This window comes from Microbacterium sp. A93 (assembly GCF_051842835.1).
The window spans coordinates 275,361-291,187 of sequence record NZ_JBPXMT010000001.1 but is presented as its reverse complement, the minus strand read 5'-3'; the positions used below and the strand labels follow the sequence as shown (position 1 = coordinate 291,187).

The following is a 15,827-nucleotide window of genomic DNA, read 5'->3' as shown; positions in this document are numbered from 1 at the left end:
CCCAACGAAAAACCCCGGATGCTCAGCATCCGGGGTTTCTTTCGTGTGAAAGCGTGCGTCAGACTTCGCGAACGATACCGAGAGGTGTCGACTGGCGTCCCTGCCCCAGCGGATTGTCGCCGAGGACCTTCACGAGACGCTGCTCGCCAGCCTTGTCGAGGGTGGAACCGAGGATGTTGCCGCCGAGGTCATTAATATCGACCACTGCGACATCGGCGATTCCGCCGATGAGCTTCTTCACGTGCGCTGCGACGCCATCCGGATCATTCGGTCCCAGCACGACCGCCTCGTTGTAGGGCGGGATGGTGTGCTTGGTGGGACCGTCGATCGCACGTGCCTTGTCACCGGCGATGCGGTAGAAGTCGCCCTTGCGTCCGAAAGCCTTGGTCACCGCCGCGACGGCAGCCGCGAACAGGATGCGCGGCGTGCCGCACTCTCGAAGTGCCATCTCCATCGTCTCTGGCATGCCCAGGCCGATGCCGTAGGGCGTGCGCGTGACGTACTTCGACAGGAACAGTGCGAGCTTACGAGGCTCGATCTCGTCGAGTCGGAAGGACCGACCCTGCGTGATCGCGACGATCTTCTCGGTGACGAACAGCAGGTCACCGGGCTGAACGGCAGCGGCGGCATACTCCGTGATGATCTCGTCGAGATCGTCATCGGGCATGACGACGCGCGTACGCAGCGGGATGCGCGCGTACTTCTTGCCGTCGACGCTCGTTTCGAGCGCCTTACCGTCGTTCGCCTGACTCATTCGAGGTAGTCGCGCAGCGACTGCGAGCGGCTCGGGTGACGAAGCTTCGCCATCGTCTTCGACTCGATCTGGCGGATGCGCTCACGCGTCACGCCGAAGGTGTCACCGATCTGATCGAGCGTCTTGGGCTGACCGTCGCCGAGGCCGAAGCGCATGCGAATCACGCCGGCCTCACGCTCGGAGAGCGAGTCAAGAAGCTGCTCGAGCTGGCGCTGAAGCATCGTGAAGCCCACCGCGTCGGCAGGTACGACAGCCTCGGTGTCCTCGATGAGGTCACCGAACTCGCTGTCACCGTCTTCACCGAGCGGAGTGTGCAGCGAGATGGGCTCGCGGCCGTACTTCTGCACCTCGACGACCTTCTCCGGCGTCATGTCGAGCTCACGGCTGAGCTCTTCCGGAGTGGGCTCGCGACCGAGGTCCTGCAGCATCTGGCGCTGCACGCGGGCCAGCTTGTTGATGACCTCGACCATGTGCACCGGGATGCGGATCGTGCGAGCCTGGTCAGCCATCGCGCGAGTGATCGCCTGACGGATCCACCAGGTGGCGTACGTGGAGAACTTGAAGCCCTTGGTGTAGTCGAACTTCTCGACCGCACGGATCAGGCCCAGGTTGCCCTCCTGGATCAGGTCGAGGAACTGCATGCCACGGCCTGTGTAACGCTTGGCGAGCGAGACCACGAGGCGGAGGTTCGCGCCGAGCAGGTGGCTCTTCGCTCGCTGACCGTCACGTGCGACCCACTGCAGGTCGAGACCCAGCTGGTTGGTCTTCTCGGTGTCCGTCATGTCCGAGAGCTTCTCTTCGGCGAACAGGCCAGCTTCGATGCGCATCGCGAGCTCGACCTCTTCGGCCGCGTTCAGCAGTGCGACCTTACCGATCTGCTTCAGATAGTCCTTGACCGGGTCAGCGGTAGCACCGGTGATCTGCGACGAATAGACAGGGACATCGTCTTCGTCTTTCGACGTGAGAACGATAGCGCCGGTCGGCAGCGGCTCGGTGAAGACAGGCTTCTTGTCCTCGTCCTCGTCCTCTGCGACGGCATCCGCGTCAACGGCATCATCGTCGACGAGGTCGTCGGCCTTCTTGCGCTTGACAGGGGCCTTCTTCGCCGCCGGCTTCTTCGCGGCAGGAGCCTTCGCTGCGGCAGCAGCCTTCGTCGCAGCAGCCTTCGTCGTAGCTGGAGCCTTCTTCGCCGCCGGCTTCTTCGTGGCAGCGGTGGCTTCTTCGGTCTCGACAGCCTCACCCTCGGCTGCGGTCGTCGTCGTCCTGGAGTTTTTGGTCGCGGCAGGAGTCACGTTTCGCCTTTCACGGGGCATCGTTACCCGCCCCGGGACATTTCGGACACTAGTAAGACCCTTGTCAAGTCGCCAGCCTTACGGCAGACGATTGACAACGGGTCAGACAACCAGTATGTCACACGAACTGCCATCCGGTCACATTCGGCGGCCTGAGATCAGGAACGCGGACGCTTGTCGTCGTCGCCCGGCGGGCGCGTGGCGAGATAGCGCTCCAATTCGGCGGCCAGTTCATCTGCACTCGGCAGATCCCGCTCATCAAAACCGCCCTCGTCGAAGCGATCCATATCCCCTGGAGTGTGCCCTGCCATATAAGAGTCGTAACGATGCTCGAGCGTCTGCACCATCTGGCGCAGCTCGTCATTGTGCGCCACCTGATCATTCACCTTGGCGAGGTACTCCTCACGGCTCTCGCGCAAGTCGTCGAGCGCCAGCACGATGCCGGTAGCGCTCATGACACGGTCAGCGGCAGCGATCACCGCATCAGGGTTCTCGGTCTCAGCCAGGTAGTGCGACACGAGCAGTACGAAACCGACCACGCGGTCGCCACGCTCGGCGAAGCGGTACTCGAGAAGATGTCCTGCTGTCGCTGGCACCTGCGTGCGCGGGCGCCACACCGACAGACTCGCGGTGAGCTCCTTGCGGTTACCGCTGACCGTCGTGCTGATCGGTCGGGTGTGCGGCACCGGCATCGCGATCGAATGCACCCAGCTGACGCCGGAGACGCCGAACTCCGTGGCGAGATCAAGCATCGTCTGGGTAAACGCGTTCCACGCGAAATCCGGCTCGTAGCCGGAAAGCAACAGGAACTGCTGACCCAGCGTGTCGTGCGCCAGTGACAGCTCTAGCCGTGCCGGCCGAAACTCGGTCAGGTGGTCCTGCTCGAACACGATGATCGGGCGGCGCGCACGGTAATCAAGGAGCACATCATTGTCGAACATCACGATGGGCTGCAGGTCGCTCACGTCCCGGAGGTGGTCGATGAGCCCGGAGACAGCGTTGCCCGCATCCGTGAATCCAGTCAAGAGGATCACCAGTGGAAGCCCCTGCGGGACGGCGGGGGCATTCGAGACGCGTTCGTACAGCTCTCCGGAGACGGGCATGCATCCATGCTACGAGCCGGTGAAGTCGGAGGGGGCGCCATCGTGATGCTCACAGCGAACACATCTGGAGGCATGGGCCAGCCGGGCGCATAGGATGGATGCATGTCGCTTCCTGCGCTCTCGCACACCATTGATCCATTTCCCGGGGGCGCTGCCGACGCAGCAGTGCTCGTCGTTCCGGACACCACCGCGTTCCCCCAGGCCTTGGATGCGTATCCCGGCCTTGCAGATGTCCTGAGCGGGATCGGCTTCACTGGCGCCGCGGCGGCATTCGCCCGCGTGCATCTGCCGTCGCTCACGACGCTCCCCTTCGCCGTAGTCGGAACCGGCAGCACTGTGAACGCTGCATCGGTCCGCGACGCGGCTGGCGCCGCGCTGCGTACGCTGACCGGATTCGAGAACGTCGCGCTCGGCCTCGCCGGGCCGCTCGATGAGTTCGCGGCCGCAGCCGCTGAGGGCGCAGCGTTCGGCGGCTACCGGTTCGAGGGGTACCGCGCGAAGCCGGGCAAGTCACGCGCAACGACCGTTGCTGTGCACAGCTCGACGATCACCGACGACGACGTATCCCGTGCACGAATTCTCGGCGAGGCTCTCGCACTGGTGAAGGATCTCGTATCGGTGCCGGCGGAATGGCAGAGCCCGGCTGATCTCGCGCAGAGTGCCGTCGATGCTGTCGCCGGACTCGATGTCACTGTCGAGGTACTTGACGAGAAGGCACTTGCCGCACAGGGATTCGGCGGCGTTCTCGGCGTCGCTCAGGGTTCGGACCGCCCGGCGCGCGTTGTGCGCCTCGAGTACTCGCCGGCCGACTCAGTCCGCCACATCGCGCTGGTCGGCAAGGGCATCACCTTCGACACGGGTGGGCTCTCGCTGAAGCCCGCCGCCAGCATGGTCGGAATGAAGTTCGACATGGCAGGCTCCGCCACGGTGCTCGCCTCCATCCGCGCAATCGCCGAGCTCCGCGTACCAGTGCGCGTCACCGCCTGGATGCTGATCACCGACAACATGCCCTCCGGAAAGGCGACACGCCCAGGAGATGTGCTGCGGATGCTGGACGGCACGACCGTTGAGGTACTGAACACCGATGCCGAGGGCCGGCTCGTCCTCGCCGATGGACTGGTCGCCGCGAGCCGGGAGAAGCCCGATGTGATCTTCGACGTCGCCACCCTCACCGGCGCGATCCTTGTCGCGCTCGGCCACCGACACACCGGCGTCATGGGCGATGACGCGGCGGTCACCAAGTACCTCGCGGCTTCTGAAACGGCCGGCGAGCTCGCCTGGCCGCTGCCACTGCCGGAGTACATGGAAGACAGCCTCGACTCCCCCATCGCTGACATGATCAACGCCAACATGAGCGACCGTGCCGGTGGTTCGATGTTCGCTGGCCTCTTCCTGCAGCGTTTCATCGGCCGCACCAGCGATGCAGAGGATGCTCCGCGCATTCCGTGGGTCCACCTCGACGTCGCCGGATCCGCTGAGCACAACAGCGCACCGTTCGGCTTCACAGACAAGGGCGCAACGGGCGCAACAGTTCGATCACTGGTCGCATTCGCAGAGGCAACTGCCAAGGAGTCATGATGACCACTCACACCTTCGACATCGTCGTGCTCGGTGGCGGCAGCGGCGGATACGCCGCCGCCCTGCGGGCAGCTGAGCTCGGCAAAAGCGTCGCGCTCATCGAGAAGGACAAGGTCGGTGGCACCTGCCTGCATCGCGGCTGCATCCCGACGAAGGCGCTGCTGCATGCCGCCGAGGTGGCAGAACATGTCCGTGACGCGGCATCCGTCGGCGTCACGGCAACGTTCGAAGGCGTCGACGCCGCCGGGGTGCGCGCATACCGCGAGAACATCGTCGCCAAGAAGTTCAAGGGTCTCGAAGGCCTGATCAAGGCGCGTGGCATCACCACCATCGCCGGCACGGGCCGATTGAACAAGGACCGCAGTGTGAGCGTCGGCGACGATGTGTACGTGGGCGCCGATGTCGTGCTCGCCACGGGGTCGTACAGTCGGTCATTGCCTGGACTGGAGATCGGTGGCCGAGTCCTCACCAGCGAGCAGGCCCTCGCACTCGATGTCATCCCGGAGCGCGTTCTCGTACTCGGCGGAGGGGTGATCGGAGTCGAGTTCGCCAGCGTATGGCGCTCTTTCGGCGCCGAAGTCACCATCATCGAGGCACTTCCACATCTGGTTCCCAACGAAGACATCGCGCTCAGCAAGGGACTGGAGCGCGCGTTCCGGCGCAGGGGCATCAAATACTCCCTCGGCACGCGTTTTCAATCCGCAACACAGGATGATTCCGGTGTGACCATCACACTCGAAGACGGTCAGAGCTTCAGCGGTGAGTACCTGCTCGTCGCTGTCGGCCGCGGACCCGTCACCGAGGGTCTCGGTTTCGAGGATGCCGGCGTCACTATGGATCGCGGATTCGTCATCGTTGATCCAGAGCTTCGCACCGGTGTTCCCGGCATCTGGGCGGTCGGCGACATCGTCCCAGGACTCCAGCTGGCACACCGTGGATTCCTGCAGGGGATCGCCGTTGCAGAGCGCATCAGTGGGCTCTCGCCAGCGCCGATCCCCGAATCGCAGATTCCCAAGATCACCTACTGCAACCCGGAAGTGGCATCAGTGGGCGTCACCGAAGCGGCTGCCATCGCCGAGCACGGTGCGGACTCGGTCATATCTTACGAATACAACCTCGCCGGAAACGGCAAGAGCGAGATCATCGGTACAAGCGGCCTCGTCAAGGTCGTGCGACTGAAGGACGGGCCTATCGTAGGTATGCACCTTCTCGGCGATCGTGTGGGTGAGCTCATCACTGAAGGGCAGCTCGCCGTTGCCTGGGAAGCGCACCCCGAAGACCTCGCCCCGCTCATCCATGCGCACCCCACGCAGAGCGAGGCCCTGGGCGAGGCATTCCTCGCACTCGCCGGAAAACCATTGCACGCCCTCTGAACACCAAACGGTGTCAGGGTCACTAAGCTGAGTACGTCACAAACATTCTTGAAGGAGACTCCGTCATGAGCACATCCGTGGTCCTCCCCGCTCTCGGTGAGAGCGTCACAGAGGGTACGGTCACCCGCTGGCTGAAGCAGGTGGGAGACACCGTTGAGGCAGATGAAGGCCTCCTGGAGATCTCGACCGACAAGGTCGACACCGAGATCCCTTCGCCGGTCGCTGGCATCGTCGAAGAGATTCTGGTCGCCGAGGATGACACCGTTGAGATAGGCGCGCTTCTGGCCCGGATCGGCGATGGCAGCGGTACCGCACCCGCAGCGGATGCTCCGGCAGCCGCAGAGGCTGCGCCCGCACCGGCCGAGGTGGCTCCGGCCGCCGCGCCTGCCCCTGTCACCGCACCGGCAGCTGAGGTTGCACCGGCTCCTGCGTCCGCGCCTGCTGCTGAGGCTGCGCCGGCTGTCGCCGCACCCGCTGGCGACACGACCGATATCGTGCTCCCCGAGCTGGGCGAAAGCGTCACCGAGGGCACCGTCACTCGCTGGCTGAAGCAGATCGGCGACGAGATTGCCGTCGACGAAGCGCTGCTGGAGATCTCGACCGACAAGGTCGATACCGAGATCCCTTCGCCGGTCGCTGGCGTGCTCCAGGAAATCCTGGCCGCTGAAGACGAGACGGTCGCCGTCGGCAGCGTCCTCGCTCGTGTCGGCTCTGGCGCCCCTGCGGCTCCAGTCGCTGAAGCTGCTCCGGCTGCGCCTGTCGCTGAAGCTGCTCCGGCTGCCCCGGCTCCAGCGCCCGCACCGGCTGCACCCGCACCGGCTGCTCCGGCTCCTGCTGCTCCTGCTCCGGCTGCTGCCGCACCGGCTGCTCCGGCGGCACCTGCTGTTGCCGCACCGGCTGCTCCTGCACCCGCCGCAGCTGCAGACAGCAACGACGGCATCTACGTCACTCCACTCGTGCGTCGTCTCGCGTCCCAGCAGGGTGTCGATCTGGCGGCTGTCACCGGATCCGGCGTCGGTGGACGCATCCGCAAGGAAGACGTTCTGAAGGCCGCTGAAGCCAAAAGCGCTGCTCCGGCCGCGGCGGCTGCCGTTGCTGCCCCCGCACAGCTCGAGGCCTCGCCGCTGCGCGGCACGACCCAGCCGATGTCGCGTCTTCGCAAGGTCCTCGCAAAGCGCGCGGTCGAGTCGATGCAGCAGACTGCTCAGCTGACCACCGTGGTTGAGGTAGACGTCACGGGCGTGGCGAACTACCGCGACAGCGTCAAGGCAGAATTCCTGCAGAAGACGGGCGACAAGCTCTCCTTCCTGCCGTTCTTCGCCCTGGCCACGGCGGAGGCTCTGCGGGCATTCCCGATCGTCAACTCCACCGTCGATGGCGAGAATATCGTTTACCCGGCGACGGAGAACGTCTCGATCGCAGTCGACACCGAGCGCGGTTTGCTCACTCCGGTGCTGCGTGATGCTGCATCGAAGACCATTGCTCAGATTGCGCACGAGATCGCTGATCTCGCTGCACGCACGCGCGACAACAAGCTGAAGCCCGATGAGCTTGCCGGCGGCACGTTCACGTTGACCAACACCGGTTCACGTGGCGCGCTGTTCGACACGCCTGTCGTGTTCCTGCCGCAGTCCGCAATCCTTGGCACCGGCACGGTCGTCAAGCGACCCGGCCTGGTCAAGGTTGATGGCGTCGACGCGATCGCTGTCCGTTCGTACGTCTACCTTGCACTGTCGTACGACCACCGCATCATCGACGGCGCAGACGCTGCACGCTTCCTCGGAGCGATGAAGGCGCGCCTTGAGGCTGCGAACTTCGCAGGCAACCTCGGCGCCTGAGCACAGGCACGCATTCACTCTGGCTGGTGCGCGACGTCATACACGTCGCGCACCAGCCAGATGTCGTTCCGGCGCTCCAACACCAGCATCTGCTCCCCTGCCGAAGCAGGATCGGCGCCCACCGGTGTGAGCCTGATGACAGCCACATCACCGTAGTCGTCGACCAGCGCTGCTGTGCTCGCATCCGAACCCTCACCCGCGGCACCTTCCGTCGGCATTCGCGCGCCTTCCGCAACCGCATCGAGGCACACTTGTGCCGCTGCGTCCACGCAGGCCCGGATCGTATCCAGCAACGCGGGGACGGCACCCAACGCATCGTCTTCGCTGACAGCGGCATCACTAGGCTCGTCGGGAGCCGACGATTCTTCCGCGGGTGGCGCTTCTGCCTCCTCCACCGATTCCTCGATCTCGGTCGTTCCCGGCGCCGTCGGCACCACCGTCTCCGCCGTCTCCGCATTCGCACCGTCTGAGCTATCTCCGCTTGGCCACATCAGCCCCACCACCAGCACTGCTGCGGCGAGGGATCCGGCCAGGATCAGCGGTCTTCGACGAGAGGCCTTCGGCGAGTCGACTGCTGTGCGGGCTTCATCCCGCCGGAAGTGTCCGAGCAGCACCCGCCCCCGTTCGCTGGCGTCGAGGACACGCTCTCTCACACGGTTACGGAGATCGCGCCTCGGTCGCAACGCTCTACTTCTCGCTCGACGGGTGCCAGGTGCGTCAAGAGGAACAACCGTTCTCGGCATCCGGTGCGCGACGATATCCGCGGCGCGCTCCGGCGCGAAGACGTCGAGCCTGAGTGCACGCGGTGCCGCAAGCGCGAACAGCTGTTCCTCCCACCGCTGGTCATCCGCGACGTGGTGACGCGGTTGACGCAATGCCGCCGCGATCTCTTCAAGGATGCGCACCGTGGCACGGTCCGTGTTGTGCTGGATGACCCGATCGACGAGGGCTGCGGTGCCTGCTCGAGCGGCTCCGCCCTCGCCATGCACGAACAGCGGCCGCCCGTCATTGGTCAGCCACCAACAGCCGATCACACTGTCTGCCTCGTTTCCCAGCTCACGCATCCCACGAAGCAGACTCACGACGAGCGTTCCCAACTCGCCCGCCGTGAGCCGTGCCTCGGCGACCTGCCTGCGCCCCAAGAACGTCTCCACACGCTGCGTGCACCATGGCAGGAGCACATCATGACCGTCGGTGCGACGACGAACATCCATCACCCCACAGATGTGTTCGGCATCTGAGAACGCCCAGCCATCCCAACTGGCGAGCGACTCAGCATCCACGCACACTGCCATACCGTCATCCCCCGTGACGAGCGCGCCGGCAAATGGGCCTTCTCGCCCATCCACGGCGCGGATCAGTCGATGGGCCCCAGGCACCAACGACGAACGATCTGCGACAGTATTCGTCTCGGTCATCGCTTCATCACATCGGATCCTGAAGGTCGGCAGGGTGAGAAAGCGAAAATGTGGACAGATATCTCACCGACCGAAATGTGCAGAACCAGTGCGCCTCCCGCGAACGCGCACATTCAGGCGCCGCCGAGTCGGTAGTCTTGTATGCATGGCTAAGAGTGCTCCAGAACCCGAGAAGCGTCCTGGGTTCTTCTCCCAGATCAAGTCCCTGTTCCGGTTCACCCGTGAGGTGTACGGCTGGTTGCCCTGGGCCCAGATCGCGATCCTCGTCGGCGGCGTTCTGCTCGGACTCGTCATCGGATACATCATTCCGCCATTCCAGGTATGGACTCTCGTCCTCTGGGCCGTCACCGGTCTGATGCTCGGTGTCCTCGGAGCACTGTTCCTGATGACACGCCTGTCGACGAAGGCCATGTACGCCAAGATCGATGGCATGCCCGGGGCTTCCGGCCACGTCCTGAGCTCCAGCCTCGGCCGCAACTGGCAGGCTTCGGATACCCCGGTCGGCATCAACCCGAAGACGCAGGAAGCGGTCTATCGCGCCATCGGCCGCGGCGGGATCGTTGTCGTCGGTGAAGGCACACGCGGGCGGCTCACACGGCTCGTCAACGAAGAACGCACCAAGGCGCAGCGCGTCGCACACGGCGTCCCCGTGCACGTCTTCTACGTCGGTCACGGCGAAGAGGACGTCGCGATCGCCGACCTCGCGAAGACCATCAAGAAGCTTCCGAAGGCGATCAACAAGACCACCCTGGCCGCCGTCATCCGCCGTATTGACTCGGTCTCACAGTCGGTCTCATCGCTGCCGATTCCGAAGGGCATCGACCCGACTAAGGTTCGGGCACAGCGCCCGCGTTGAGCAGGTACCGGCCCTGAACCGGGTCGCTGTCAGCTCAACGGCTCTTTGGGAAGTCGTCGCACCTTCGCGCGGCGTCGCCGACGCTCAGGAATCATTCCGCGCATCTCGTCGAGCTTTCCGAAGCAGAGCAGGCGGTCGTCCGCTTCAAGGACAACGTGCTTTCGCGGGTTCGGAATCACGCCGACCCCGCGGTGCAGCGTCAGCACGGTGATGTCCCGCTCCCACAGGCCCGATTCTCCCAGCGTTCTTCCGACCAGTTCTGCGGCGTTGTGCACGAGCAGTTCTGCAACGCCGTATCCGGTCGACACGGTGAGTCGCTGGCGCACGTCGATCTCGGGGAACGCCACCTGCGCCGAGATGTAGTCGATGATGGCGCCGGCGACATCGAGGTTCGTGGCCTGCTCGATTCCCTGCAGCCCCGGGGAGGAGTTGACCTCCATCACCAACGGACCGTCGTCGCCCTCGAGCATGTCGACACCGGCGACGCGCAGCCCCATGATCTGCGCGGAGCGGACGGCGACCTGCTCATAGATCGGGTCAAGCTCGACGGGCTCCACACTGCCGCCGCGGTGCACGTTGGAGCGGAACTCGTCGCCGGCGGCCACGCGCCGCATGGCAGCGACCACACGGTCTCCCACGACCAGCGCCCTGATGTCTCGTCCCCGACTCTCGGCGATGAATTTCTGGATCAGCACGTTCTGCTTGGTGGAATGCAGGGTCTCGATGATCGCTTCGGCAACTTTGACCTGGGGTGCCAGGATCACGCCGATCCCCTGCGTACCCTCGAGGAGCTTGATGACGACGGGCGCACCGCCTACGCGCTCGATCGCTGGTCGCACATCGGCGCGGTTGCGTACGAATGCGGTCGGTGGCATCGCGATGTTGTGGCGCGAGAGGATCTGGTTCGCACGGAGCTTGTCTCGCGCGTTAGAGATACCGTTCGCCGTATTGGGCGTGTAGACATCCATCTGCTCGAACTGGCGCACGACGGCGGTACCGAAGTACGTGATCGAGTTGCCGATGCGAGGCAGGATCGCGTCATAGTCGCTCAGCTGCTTGCCCCGAAAATGCAGGTCAGGTTCGTCTGCGGTCAGATCGATCGCGAACCGCAGTGTGTTCAGTACCTTGACGTTGTGACCACGCTGAAGTGCGGCCGCGCGTAGTCGCTGCGTCGAGTAGGCGTGCGGGGCACGAGAGAGAACTGCAAGCTTCACGAACTTTTCCTGCCAAGATGTATCGAGTGGATAGGACTTCTCATTCAAACACTCTTACGGGGTGGCGTGAATGGGTGAGCCTGCCGGATGCGGGTGTCGACTGGATCAAAGCCAAGATTGACACCGGCGCACGCACGTCGTCTCTGCATGCGTTCGATATCGAAGAGTTCGAACGCGAGGGCGAGGAATGGGTGCGCTTCCGCGTGAATCCCTGGCAGGACACCGATGCGGATGCCACGTTCGTGGAGTGTCCTGTCCATGATCGCCGGGAGATCCGAAGCTCCTCCGGCCATGCGCAGCAACGTTTGGTCGTACTGCTCGCGATCCGTCTCGTTGAGCGATTGATCGTCTCCGAGGTGACGCTCAGCAACCGCGACGAGATGGGCTTTCGAATGCTGATTGGCCGCGAGGCCTTGCGACGCGGGTTCATCATCGATCCTGCACGTTCGTTCCTCGGCGGACGTGCCCCGAAGGAAGCGCGGCATCGCAACCGCGGTCGCCTCTGATTCACGTCACGCCCGGATCAATACCGCGCCCACGGCCTTGTCGTGCAGGCCTCGTTGATCTGGATCCCAGATGACGGCCGGGATGACCAACACCAGCAGGAACGTGCGTACCAGCGGACGCCACAGTCCCACCCAGGCTCCGTTCAACATCACCAGTCGCATGCCGAGGATGCGGTGCCCAGGGCTACCGCCGAGCGTCGGAATGAACACGATCTGTACGATCGCGAAGATCAGCAGCGTGGCGATCGAGTCGTATTGGAAGAACGCCACCGAGATGATCACCGCAGCGGCCCAGTCAATAGCGAGAGCGCCGATCCTGCGGCCGACCCTGCCGATGCTTCCGGTGCCGGTTTTGGGAAAGCCAAGACGCTCTCCGGGGTACATGTTCTGAGCATCCGTCACGGTTCAAGTCTACCGAGGGTCTGTAACATGGCCGAAACAAGGAAGACACGGCGGAGTAATCCCTCCCGCCTAATCTTCGTTTAGGTCTGAAGACAAAAATCCGCATTACCCAGGAGTGATACATGTTCACTGATTCGTCCGAGGTGCTGAGCTACATCAAGGAACACGACGTCAAGTTCCTTGACATCCGTTTCACTGATCTGCCCGGCGTGCAGCAGCACTTCAACATCCCCGCAGCGACCGTCGATGAGGCGTTCTTCACCGAAGGCCAGCTGTTCGATGGTTCCTCGATCCGTGGTTTCGCGAGCATCCACGAATCTGACATGCAGCTCATCCCGGATGTCACGACCGCATACGTCGACCAGTTCCGCGAGGCGAGCACCCTCGTGATGCTCTTCGACATCTATAACCCGCGCACCGGCGAAATCTACTCGAAGGACCCCCGTCAGGTCGCCAAGAAGGCCGAGAAGTACCTGGCCTCCACAGGCATCGCCGACACCGCGTTCTTCGCGCCAGAGGCCGAGTTCTACATTTTCGACGACGTCCGCTACTCGGTGAACTCGAACTCGAGCTTCTACAGCGTCGACTCCGAAGAGGGCGCGTGGAACACCGGCCGCGAAGAAGAAGGCGGCAACCTCGGCAACAAGACGCCCTACAAGGGCGGCTACTTCCCGGTCGCACCAGTCGACAAGACTGCGGACTTGCGCGATGAGATGACGCTCAACCTCATCGAGGCGGGCTTCGCCCTCGAGCGCTCGCACCATGAGGTCGGCACCGGTGGCCAGCAGGAGATCAACTACCGCTTTGACACGATGGTGCACGCGGCGGATGACATCCTGAAGTTCAAGTACATCGTCAAGAACACTGCCGAGCAGTGGGGCAAGACGGTCACCTTCATGCCGAAGCCGCTGTACGGCGACAACGGCTCTGGCATGCACACCCACCAGTCGCTGTGGAGCGACGGCAAGCCGCTGTTCTACGACGAGGCAGGTTACGGCCAGCTCAGTGACCTCGCCCGCTGGTACATCGGTGGTCTGCTCAAGCACGCGAACGCGGTCCTGGCGTTCACGAACCCCTCGCTGAACAGCTACCACCGTCTGGTCAAGGGCTTCGAGGCACCGGTGAACCTGGCGTACTCCGCCGGAAACCGATCGGCTGCGATTCGGATCCCGCTGACCGGCTCGAACCCGAAGGCCAAGCGCATCGAGTTCCGCGTTCCTGATGCCTCCAGCAACCCGTACCTCGCGTTCGCCGCCCAGCTGATGGCAGGCCTTGACGGCATCAAGAACCGCATCGAGCCGCTCGCGCCGATCGATAAGGACCTGTACGAGCTTCCGCCCGAGGAAGCCAAGAACATCCCGCAGGTTCCGAACTCGCTGCTCGACTCGTTGGAGGCACTGCGTGAGGATCACCAGTTCCTGCTCGAGGGTGGCGTGTTCACGGAAGAGCTGATCGAGACCTGGATCTCCTACAAGATCGACAACGAGATCATTCCGACTGCACAGCGCCCGCACCCGTTCGAGTTCGAGCTCTACTACGGCGTGTAACACTCGCTGACGAGACATCCAGTGCCCCGGTTCTTCACGGGCCTCTCCATGGAGGGGCCGGTGCGGACCGGGGCTCTGTCGTGAACGCTACGCCGAGGAGGCGATCGCCGAGGCCAGGAACTCGCGGGCCAGCCGGTTGAACTCGTCGGGCTGGTCGTATGTGACGATATGACCGGCATCCGTCATCGTGATCAGGCGAGAGGCGGGCGCGGCGTCGGCAGCGGCCACCAGCTCGGCGTGACCGACGAGCTGGTCCTTGTCACCACGGATCCAGAGCGTCGGCACGGACAGCTTGTGCAACAAAGGGAGCAGATCGAGGCGCATCGAGAAGGGTCCGTAGGATCGGATCTGCCAATCGTCCAGCGCCCGCTCTCGATGCTGCTGCTTGGCTTGCGCTTCTTCGGTGACGAGATCGACGATCGTCTCGAAACCCCGGGTGTCCGCGCCAGCCGTGAGGAACCCGAGCATCGATTTCCTGATCGCCTGCGGAAACCGTGCCAGATACCAGGTGGTCATCCGCATCACACCGGGCGTGCGGATGCTCAGCCAGGTGATGAACTGCGCCTGACGTTTCGCGCCGATGCCTCCAGGGCCGATGGCGATCAGCGCACTCACTCGTTCCGGATGATCGATTGCATACCCGGCCGCGATACCCCCGCCCATCGACAGTCCGATCAGCGCCACCCGCTCCAGCTGGAGCGCATCGAGCAGCTCATGGATGAATCGCCGGTAGAACACATCGTCCAGCGTTCCGCGCCAGGGCCGGCTTCCGCCGTGCCTGGGCATGTCGATGAGATGCACATGGTAATCAGCGGCAAGCGCCGGGGCGACTTCTCGCCACACTCCCCGTGCGGTGTCGAACATCGCGCCGTGCAGGAGAAGCAGAGGCGGACCCTTGATGTTGCCTCCCCGATACAACCGCACCGGGCCTCCTGCCACGGTCAGATCAGTGTGCGTCTCGAATATTGCACTCACGTGGTGCCTTCCCGCTGTCGCAGTGCGCGTGCTCAGTGCACCTGCAGCGCGCCGGCCTGCACCCGCACCTCGAATGCGGAGACCTCACCGACCTCTTCACCGTCGATTTCAAAGGCGAGCGGCGTCTCGAGCTCGATCTTCACGCGCTCTGCTGTCAGGTGCCGGGTCGACTCCGTGCTCACTGCACTTTCCTCGCCCTTGAAGAGGCGGCGGATGCCGTTATCCCAGATCACCGAACGCGCGGTGTCCAGCCACTGCAGTGCGCCGTCCGCACTCACGAGCAGAAGGTCGAGCACCCCGTCGTCAACCTTGGCATCCGGCAGAAGACGAATGCCTCCCTGCACCATTCCGCAGTTGCCGATCAACAGTGTGTGTCCCCGGAGTTCCTGCGGTTCTCCCCCGTCGATCGTCATGGTGATGCTGGTCATCTCGGTGCCAGCCATCGCACGCCCCATCGCCTCGATGTAGGCGAGCCAGCCCGCACGATCCTTCAAGTCGTCGTCGGTTTCGACCAGCATCTGCGCGTCGACGCCGAACCCGACCATGACCGCGAAAGCCCGCTCCTCGCCGTTGAATTCAACCCAGCCGAGATCGATCGTCCGCGGATCACCTGTGCTGATCCGCGCAAGCGCTGCAGGGATATCATCGAGCGGCACCTCGAGGTTGCGAGCCAGCAGGTTCCCGGTCCCCTGCGGCACGATGCCGAGCGTGACCTCGGTTCCAGCGAGAGCCTCCGCGACGGCACGCACGGTACCGTCGCCGCCGACGGCGATCACCGTCGTGCACCCTGCTTTCACCGCATCCTTCGCCATACCGAGACCAGGATCATCCTTGCTCGTCTCCCACCACTGAACGGTGACTTCGTCGCCGGCGGTTCCGGTGAGGTGCGCGTCTACGGCGGAGCGCAGCTCGCCCTCATCGATCTTCGACGGATTCCAGATGATGCCGATTTTCGTCCCTGTCATATGCTC

The 15,827-nt window shown here is 63.9% G+C and carries 14 protein-coding genes; 6 read left to right on the top strand and 8 right to left on the bottom strand.

Annotated features, from left to right (window positions below; all coding sequences use genetic code 11):
• Positions 1 to 58 precede the first annotated feature (58 nt).
• The 3 genes from ACSU1G_RS01430 to ACSU1G_RS01420 all read right to left on the bottom strand — a co-directional run bounded on the left by ACSU1G_RS01430 (position 59) and on the right by ACSU1G_RS01420 (position 3,149).
• Positions 59 to 754 (bottom strand): coenzyme F420-0:L-glutamate ligase, encoded by a 696-nt coding sequence (locus ACSU1G_RS01430; protein WP_439278120.1) that lies wholly within the window; start codon positions 752 to 754, stop codon positions 59 to 61.
• Positions 751 to 2,046 carry an RNA polymerase sigma factor gene (locus ACSU1G_RS01425; protein WP_439278119.1) on the bottom strand — a complete coding sequence of 432 codons (1,296 nt, stop codon included), beginning with the start codon at positions 2,044 to 2,046 and terminating at the stop codon, positions 751 to 753. Before ACSU1G_RS01425 ends, ACSU1G_RS01430 begins: the two co-directional genes overlap by 4 nt.
• A gap of 158 nt (positions 2,047 to 2,204) precedes the next feature.
• Positions 2,205 to 3,149, bottom strand: coding sequence for a proteasome assembly chaperone family protein (locus tag ACSU1G_RS01420; protein WP_439278118.1), 945 nt, complete (start codon positions 3,147 to 3,149; stop codon positions 2,205 to 2,207).
• A 102-nt stretch (positions 3,150 to 3,251) separates the two neighbouring features.
• On the opposite strand from ACSU1G_RS01420, the gene ACSU1G_RS01415 reads away from it, so the two are divergent.
• The 3 genes from ACSU1G_RS01415 to sucB all read left to right on the top strand — a co-directional run bounded on the left by ACSU1G_RS01415 (position 3,252) and on the right by sucB (position 7,938).
• The gene (locus ACSU1G_RS01415; protein WP_439278117.1) at positions 3,252 to 4,727 is read left to right on the top strand and encodes a leucyl aminopeptidase; all 1,476 of its coding nucleotides are present in this window, start codon (positions 3,252 to 3,254) and stop codon (positions 4,725 to 4,727) included.
• Positions 4,727 to 6,100, top strand: a complete 1,374-nt coding sequence (lpdA, locus tag ACSU1G_RS01410) for a dihydrolipoyl dehydrogenase (RefSeq protein WP_439278116.1) — start codon at positions 4,727 to 4,729, stop codon at positions 6,098 to 6,100. The genes ACSU1G_RS01415 and lpdA overlap by 1 nt, the downstream gene beginning before the upstream one ends.
• A gap of 65 nt (positions 6,101 to 6,165) precedes the next feature.
• Positions 6,166 to 7,938, top strand: a complete 1,773-nt coding sequence (sucB, locus tag ACSU1G_RS01405) for a 2-oxoglutarate dehydrogenase, E2 component, dihydrolipoamide succinyltransferase (protein WP_439278115.1) — start codon at positions 6,166 to 6,168, stop codon at positions 7,936 to 7,938.
• Positions 7,939 to 7,952: 14 nt separating this feature from the next.
• On the opposite strand, the gene ACSU1G_RS01400 is transcribed toward sucB, so the two are convergent.
• Positions 7,953 to 9,356 carry a hypothetical protein gene (locus ACSU1G_RS01400; protein ID WP_439278114.1) on the bottom strand — a complete coding sequence of 468 codons (1,404 nt, stop codon included), beginning with the start codon at positions 9,354 to 9,356 and terminating at the stop codon, positions 7,953 to 7,955.
• 145 nt (positions 9,357 to 9,501) lie between these two features.
• Here ACSU1G_RS01400 and ACSU1G_RS01395 point away from each other — a divergent pair, with 145 nt between their 5' ends.
• Entirely contained in the window at positions 9,502 to 10,212 is a 711-nt protein-coding gene (locus ACSU1G_RS01395) for a DUF4191 family protein (RefSeq protein WP_439278113.1), read from the top strand.
• Between the two features lie 29 nt (positions 10,213 to 10,241).
• On the opposite strand, the gene ACSU1G_RS01390 is transcribed toward ACSU1G_RS01395, so the two are convergent.
• The gene (locus ACSU1G_RS01390; RefSeq protein ID WP_439278112.1) at positions 10,242 to 11,426 is read right to left on the bottom strand and encodes a RimK family alpha-L-glutamate ligase; all 1,185 of its coding nucleotides are present in this window, start codon (positions 11,424 to 11,426) and stop codon (positions 10,242 to 10,244) included.
• A 17-nt stretch (positions 11,427 to 11,443) separates the two neighbouring features.
• Here ACSU1G_RS01390 and ACSU1G_RS01385 point away from each other — a divergent pair, with 17 nt between their 5' ends.
• Positions 11,444 to 11,932, top strand: coding sequence for an ATP-dependent zinc protease family protein (locus ACSU1G_RS01385; RefSeq protein WP_439278111.1), 489 nt, complete (start codon positions 11,444 to 11,446; stop codon positions 11,930 to 11,932).
• Positions 11,933 to 11,938: 6 nt separating this feature from the next.
• Here ACSU1G_RS01385 and ACSU1G_RS01380 read toward each other — a convergent pair whose 3' ends face one another.
• Positions 11,939 to 12,316, bottom strand: coding sequence for an RDD family protein (locus ACSU1G_RS01380; protein ID WP_439278664.1), 378 nt, complete (start codon positions 12,314 to 12,316; stop codon positions 11,939 to 11,941).
• Between the two features lie 140 nt (positions 12,317 to 12,456).
• On the opposite strand from ACSU1G_RS01380, the gene glnA reads away from it, so the two are divergent.
• Positions 12,457 to 13,881 (top strand): type I glutamate--ammonia ligase, encoded by a 1,425-nt coding sequence (gene glnA / locus ACSU1G_RS01375; protein WP_439278110.1) that lies wholly within the window; start codon positions 12,457 to 12,459, stop codon positions 13,879 to 13,881.
• 87 nt (positions 13,882 to 13,968) lie between these two features.
• Here glnA and ACSU1G_RS01370 read toward each other — a convergent pair whose 3' ends face one another.
• Complete coding sequence (locus tag ACSU1G_RS01370; RefSeq protein ID WP_439278109.1) at positions 13,969 to 14,856, bottom strand: alpha/beta fold hydrolase; 888 nt, start codon at positions 14,854 to 14,856, stop codon at positions 13,969 to 13,971.
• A 32-nt stretch (positions 14,857 to 14,888) separates the two neighbouring features.
• Complete coding sequence (locus ACSU1G_RS01365) at positions 14,889 to 15,821, bottom strand: diacylglycerol/lipid kinase family protein (protein ID WP_439278108.1); 933 nt, start codon at positions 15,819 to 15,821, stop codon at positions 14,889 to 14,891.
• Between the last annotated feature and the right edge of the window lie 6 nt (positions 15,822 to 15,827).

Excerpts from the sequence above, each read along its gene's own strand:
- ACSU1G_RS01430 (WP_439278120.1), bottom strand. The coding sequence starts at position 754 with ATGAGTCAGGCGAACGACGGTAAGGCGCTCGAAACGAGCGTCGACGGC.
- ACSU1G_RS01420 (WP_439278118.1), bottom strand. The coding sequence starts at position 3,149 with ATGCCCGTCTCCGGAGAGCTGTACGAACGCGTCTCGAATGCCCCCGCC.
- ACSU1G_RS01415 (WP_439278117.1), top strand. The coding sequence starts at position 3,252 with ATGTCGCTTCCTGCGCTCTCGCACACCATTGATCCATTTCCCGGGGGC.
- lpdA (WP_439278116.1), top strand. The coding sequence starts at position 4,727 with ATGACCACTCACACCTTCGACATCGTCGTGCTCGGTGGCGGCAGCGGC.
- sucB (WP_439278115.1), top strand. The coding sequence starts at position 6,166 with ATGAGCACATCCGTGGTCCTCCCCGCTCTCGGTGAGAGCGTCACAGAG.
- ACSU1G_RS01400 (WP_439278114.1), bottom strand. The coding sequence starts at position 9,356 with ATGACCGAGACGAATACTGTCGCAGATCGTTCGTCGTTGGTGCCTGGG.
- ACSU1G_RS01395 (WP_439278113.1), top strand. The coding sequence starts at position 9,502 with ATGGCTAAGAGTGCTCCAGAACCCGAGAAGCGTCCTGGGTTCTTCTCC.
- ACSU1G_RS01385 (WP_439278111.1), top strand. The coding sequence starts at position 11,444 with ATGTATCGAGTGGATAGGACTTCTCATTCAAACACTCTTACGGGGTGG.
- ACSU1G_RS01380 (WP_439278664.1), bottom strand. The coding sequence starts at position 12,316 with ATGTACCCCGGAGAGCGTCTTGGCTTTCCCAAAACCGGCACCGGAAGC.
- glnA (WP_439278110.1), top strand. The coding sequence starts at position 12,457 with ATGTTCACTGATTCGTCCGAGGTGCTGAGCTACATCAAGGAACACGAC.
- ACSU1G_RS01365 (WP_439278108.1), bottom strand. The coding sequence starts at position 15,821 with ATGACAGGGACGAAAATCGGCATCATCTGGAATCCGTCGAAGATCGAT.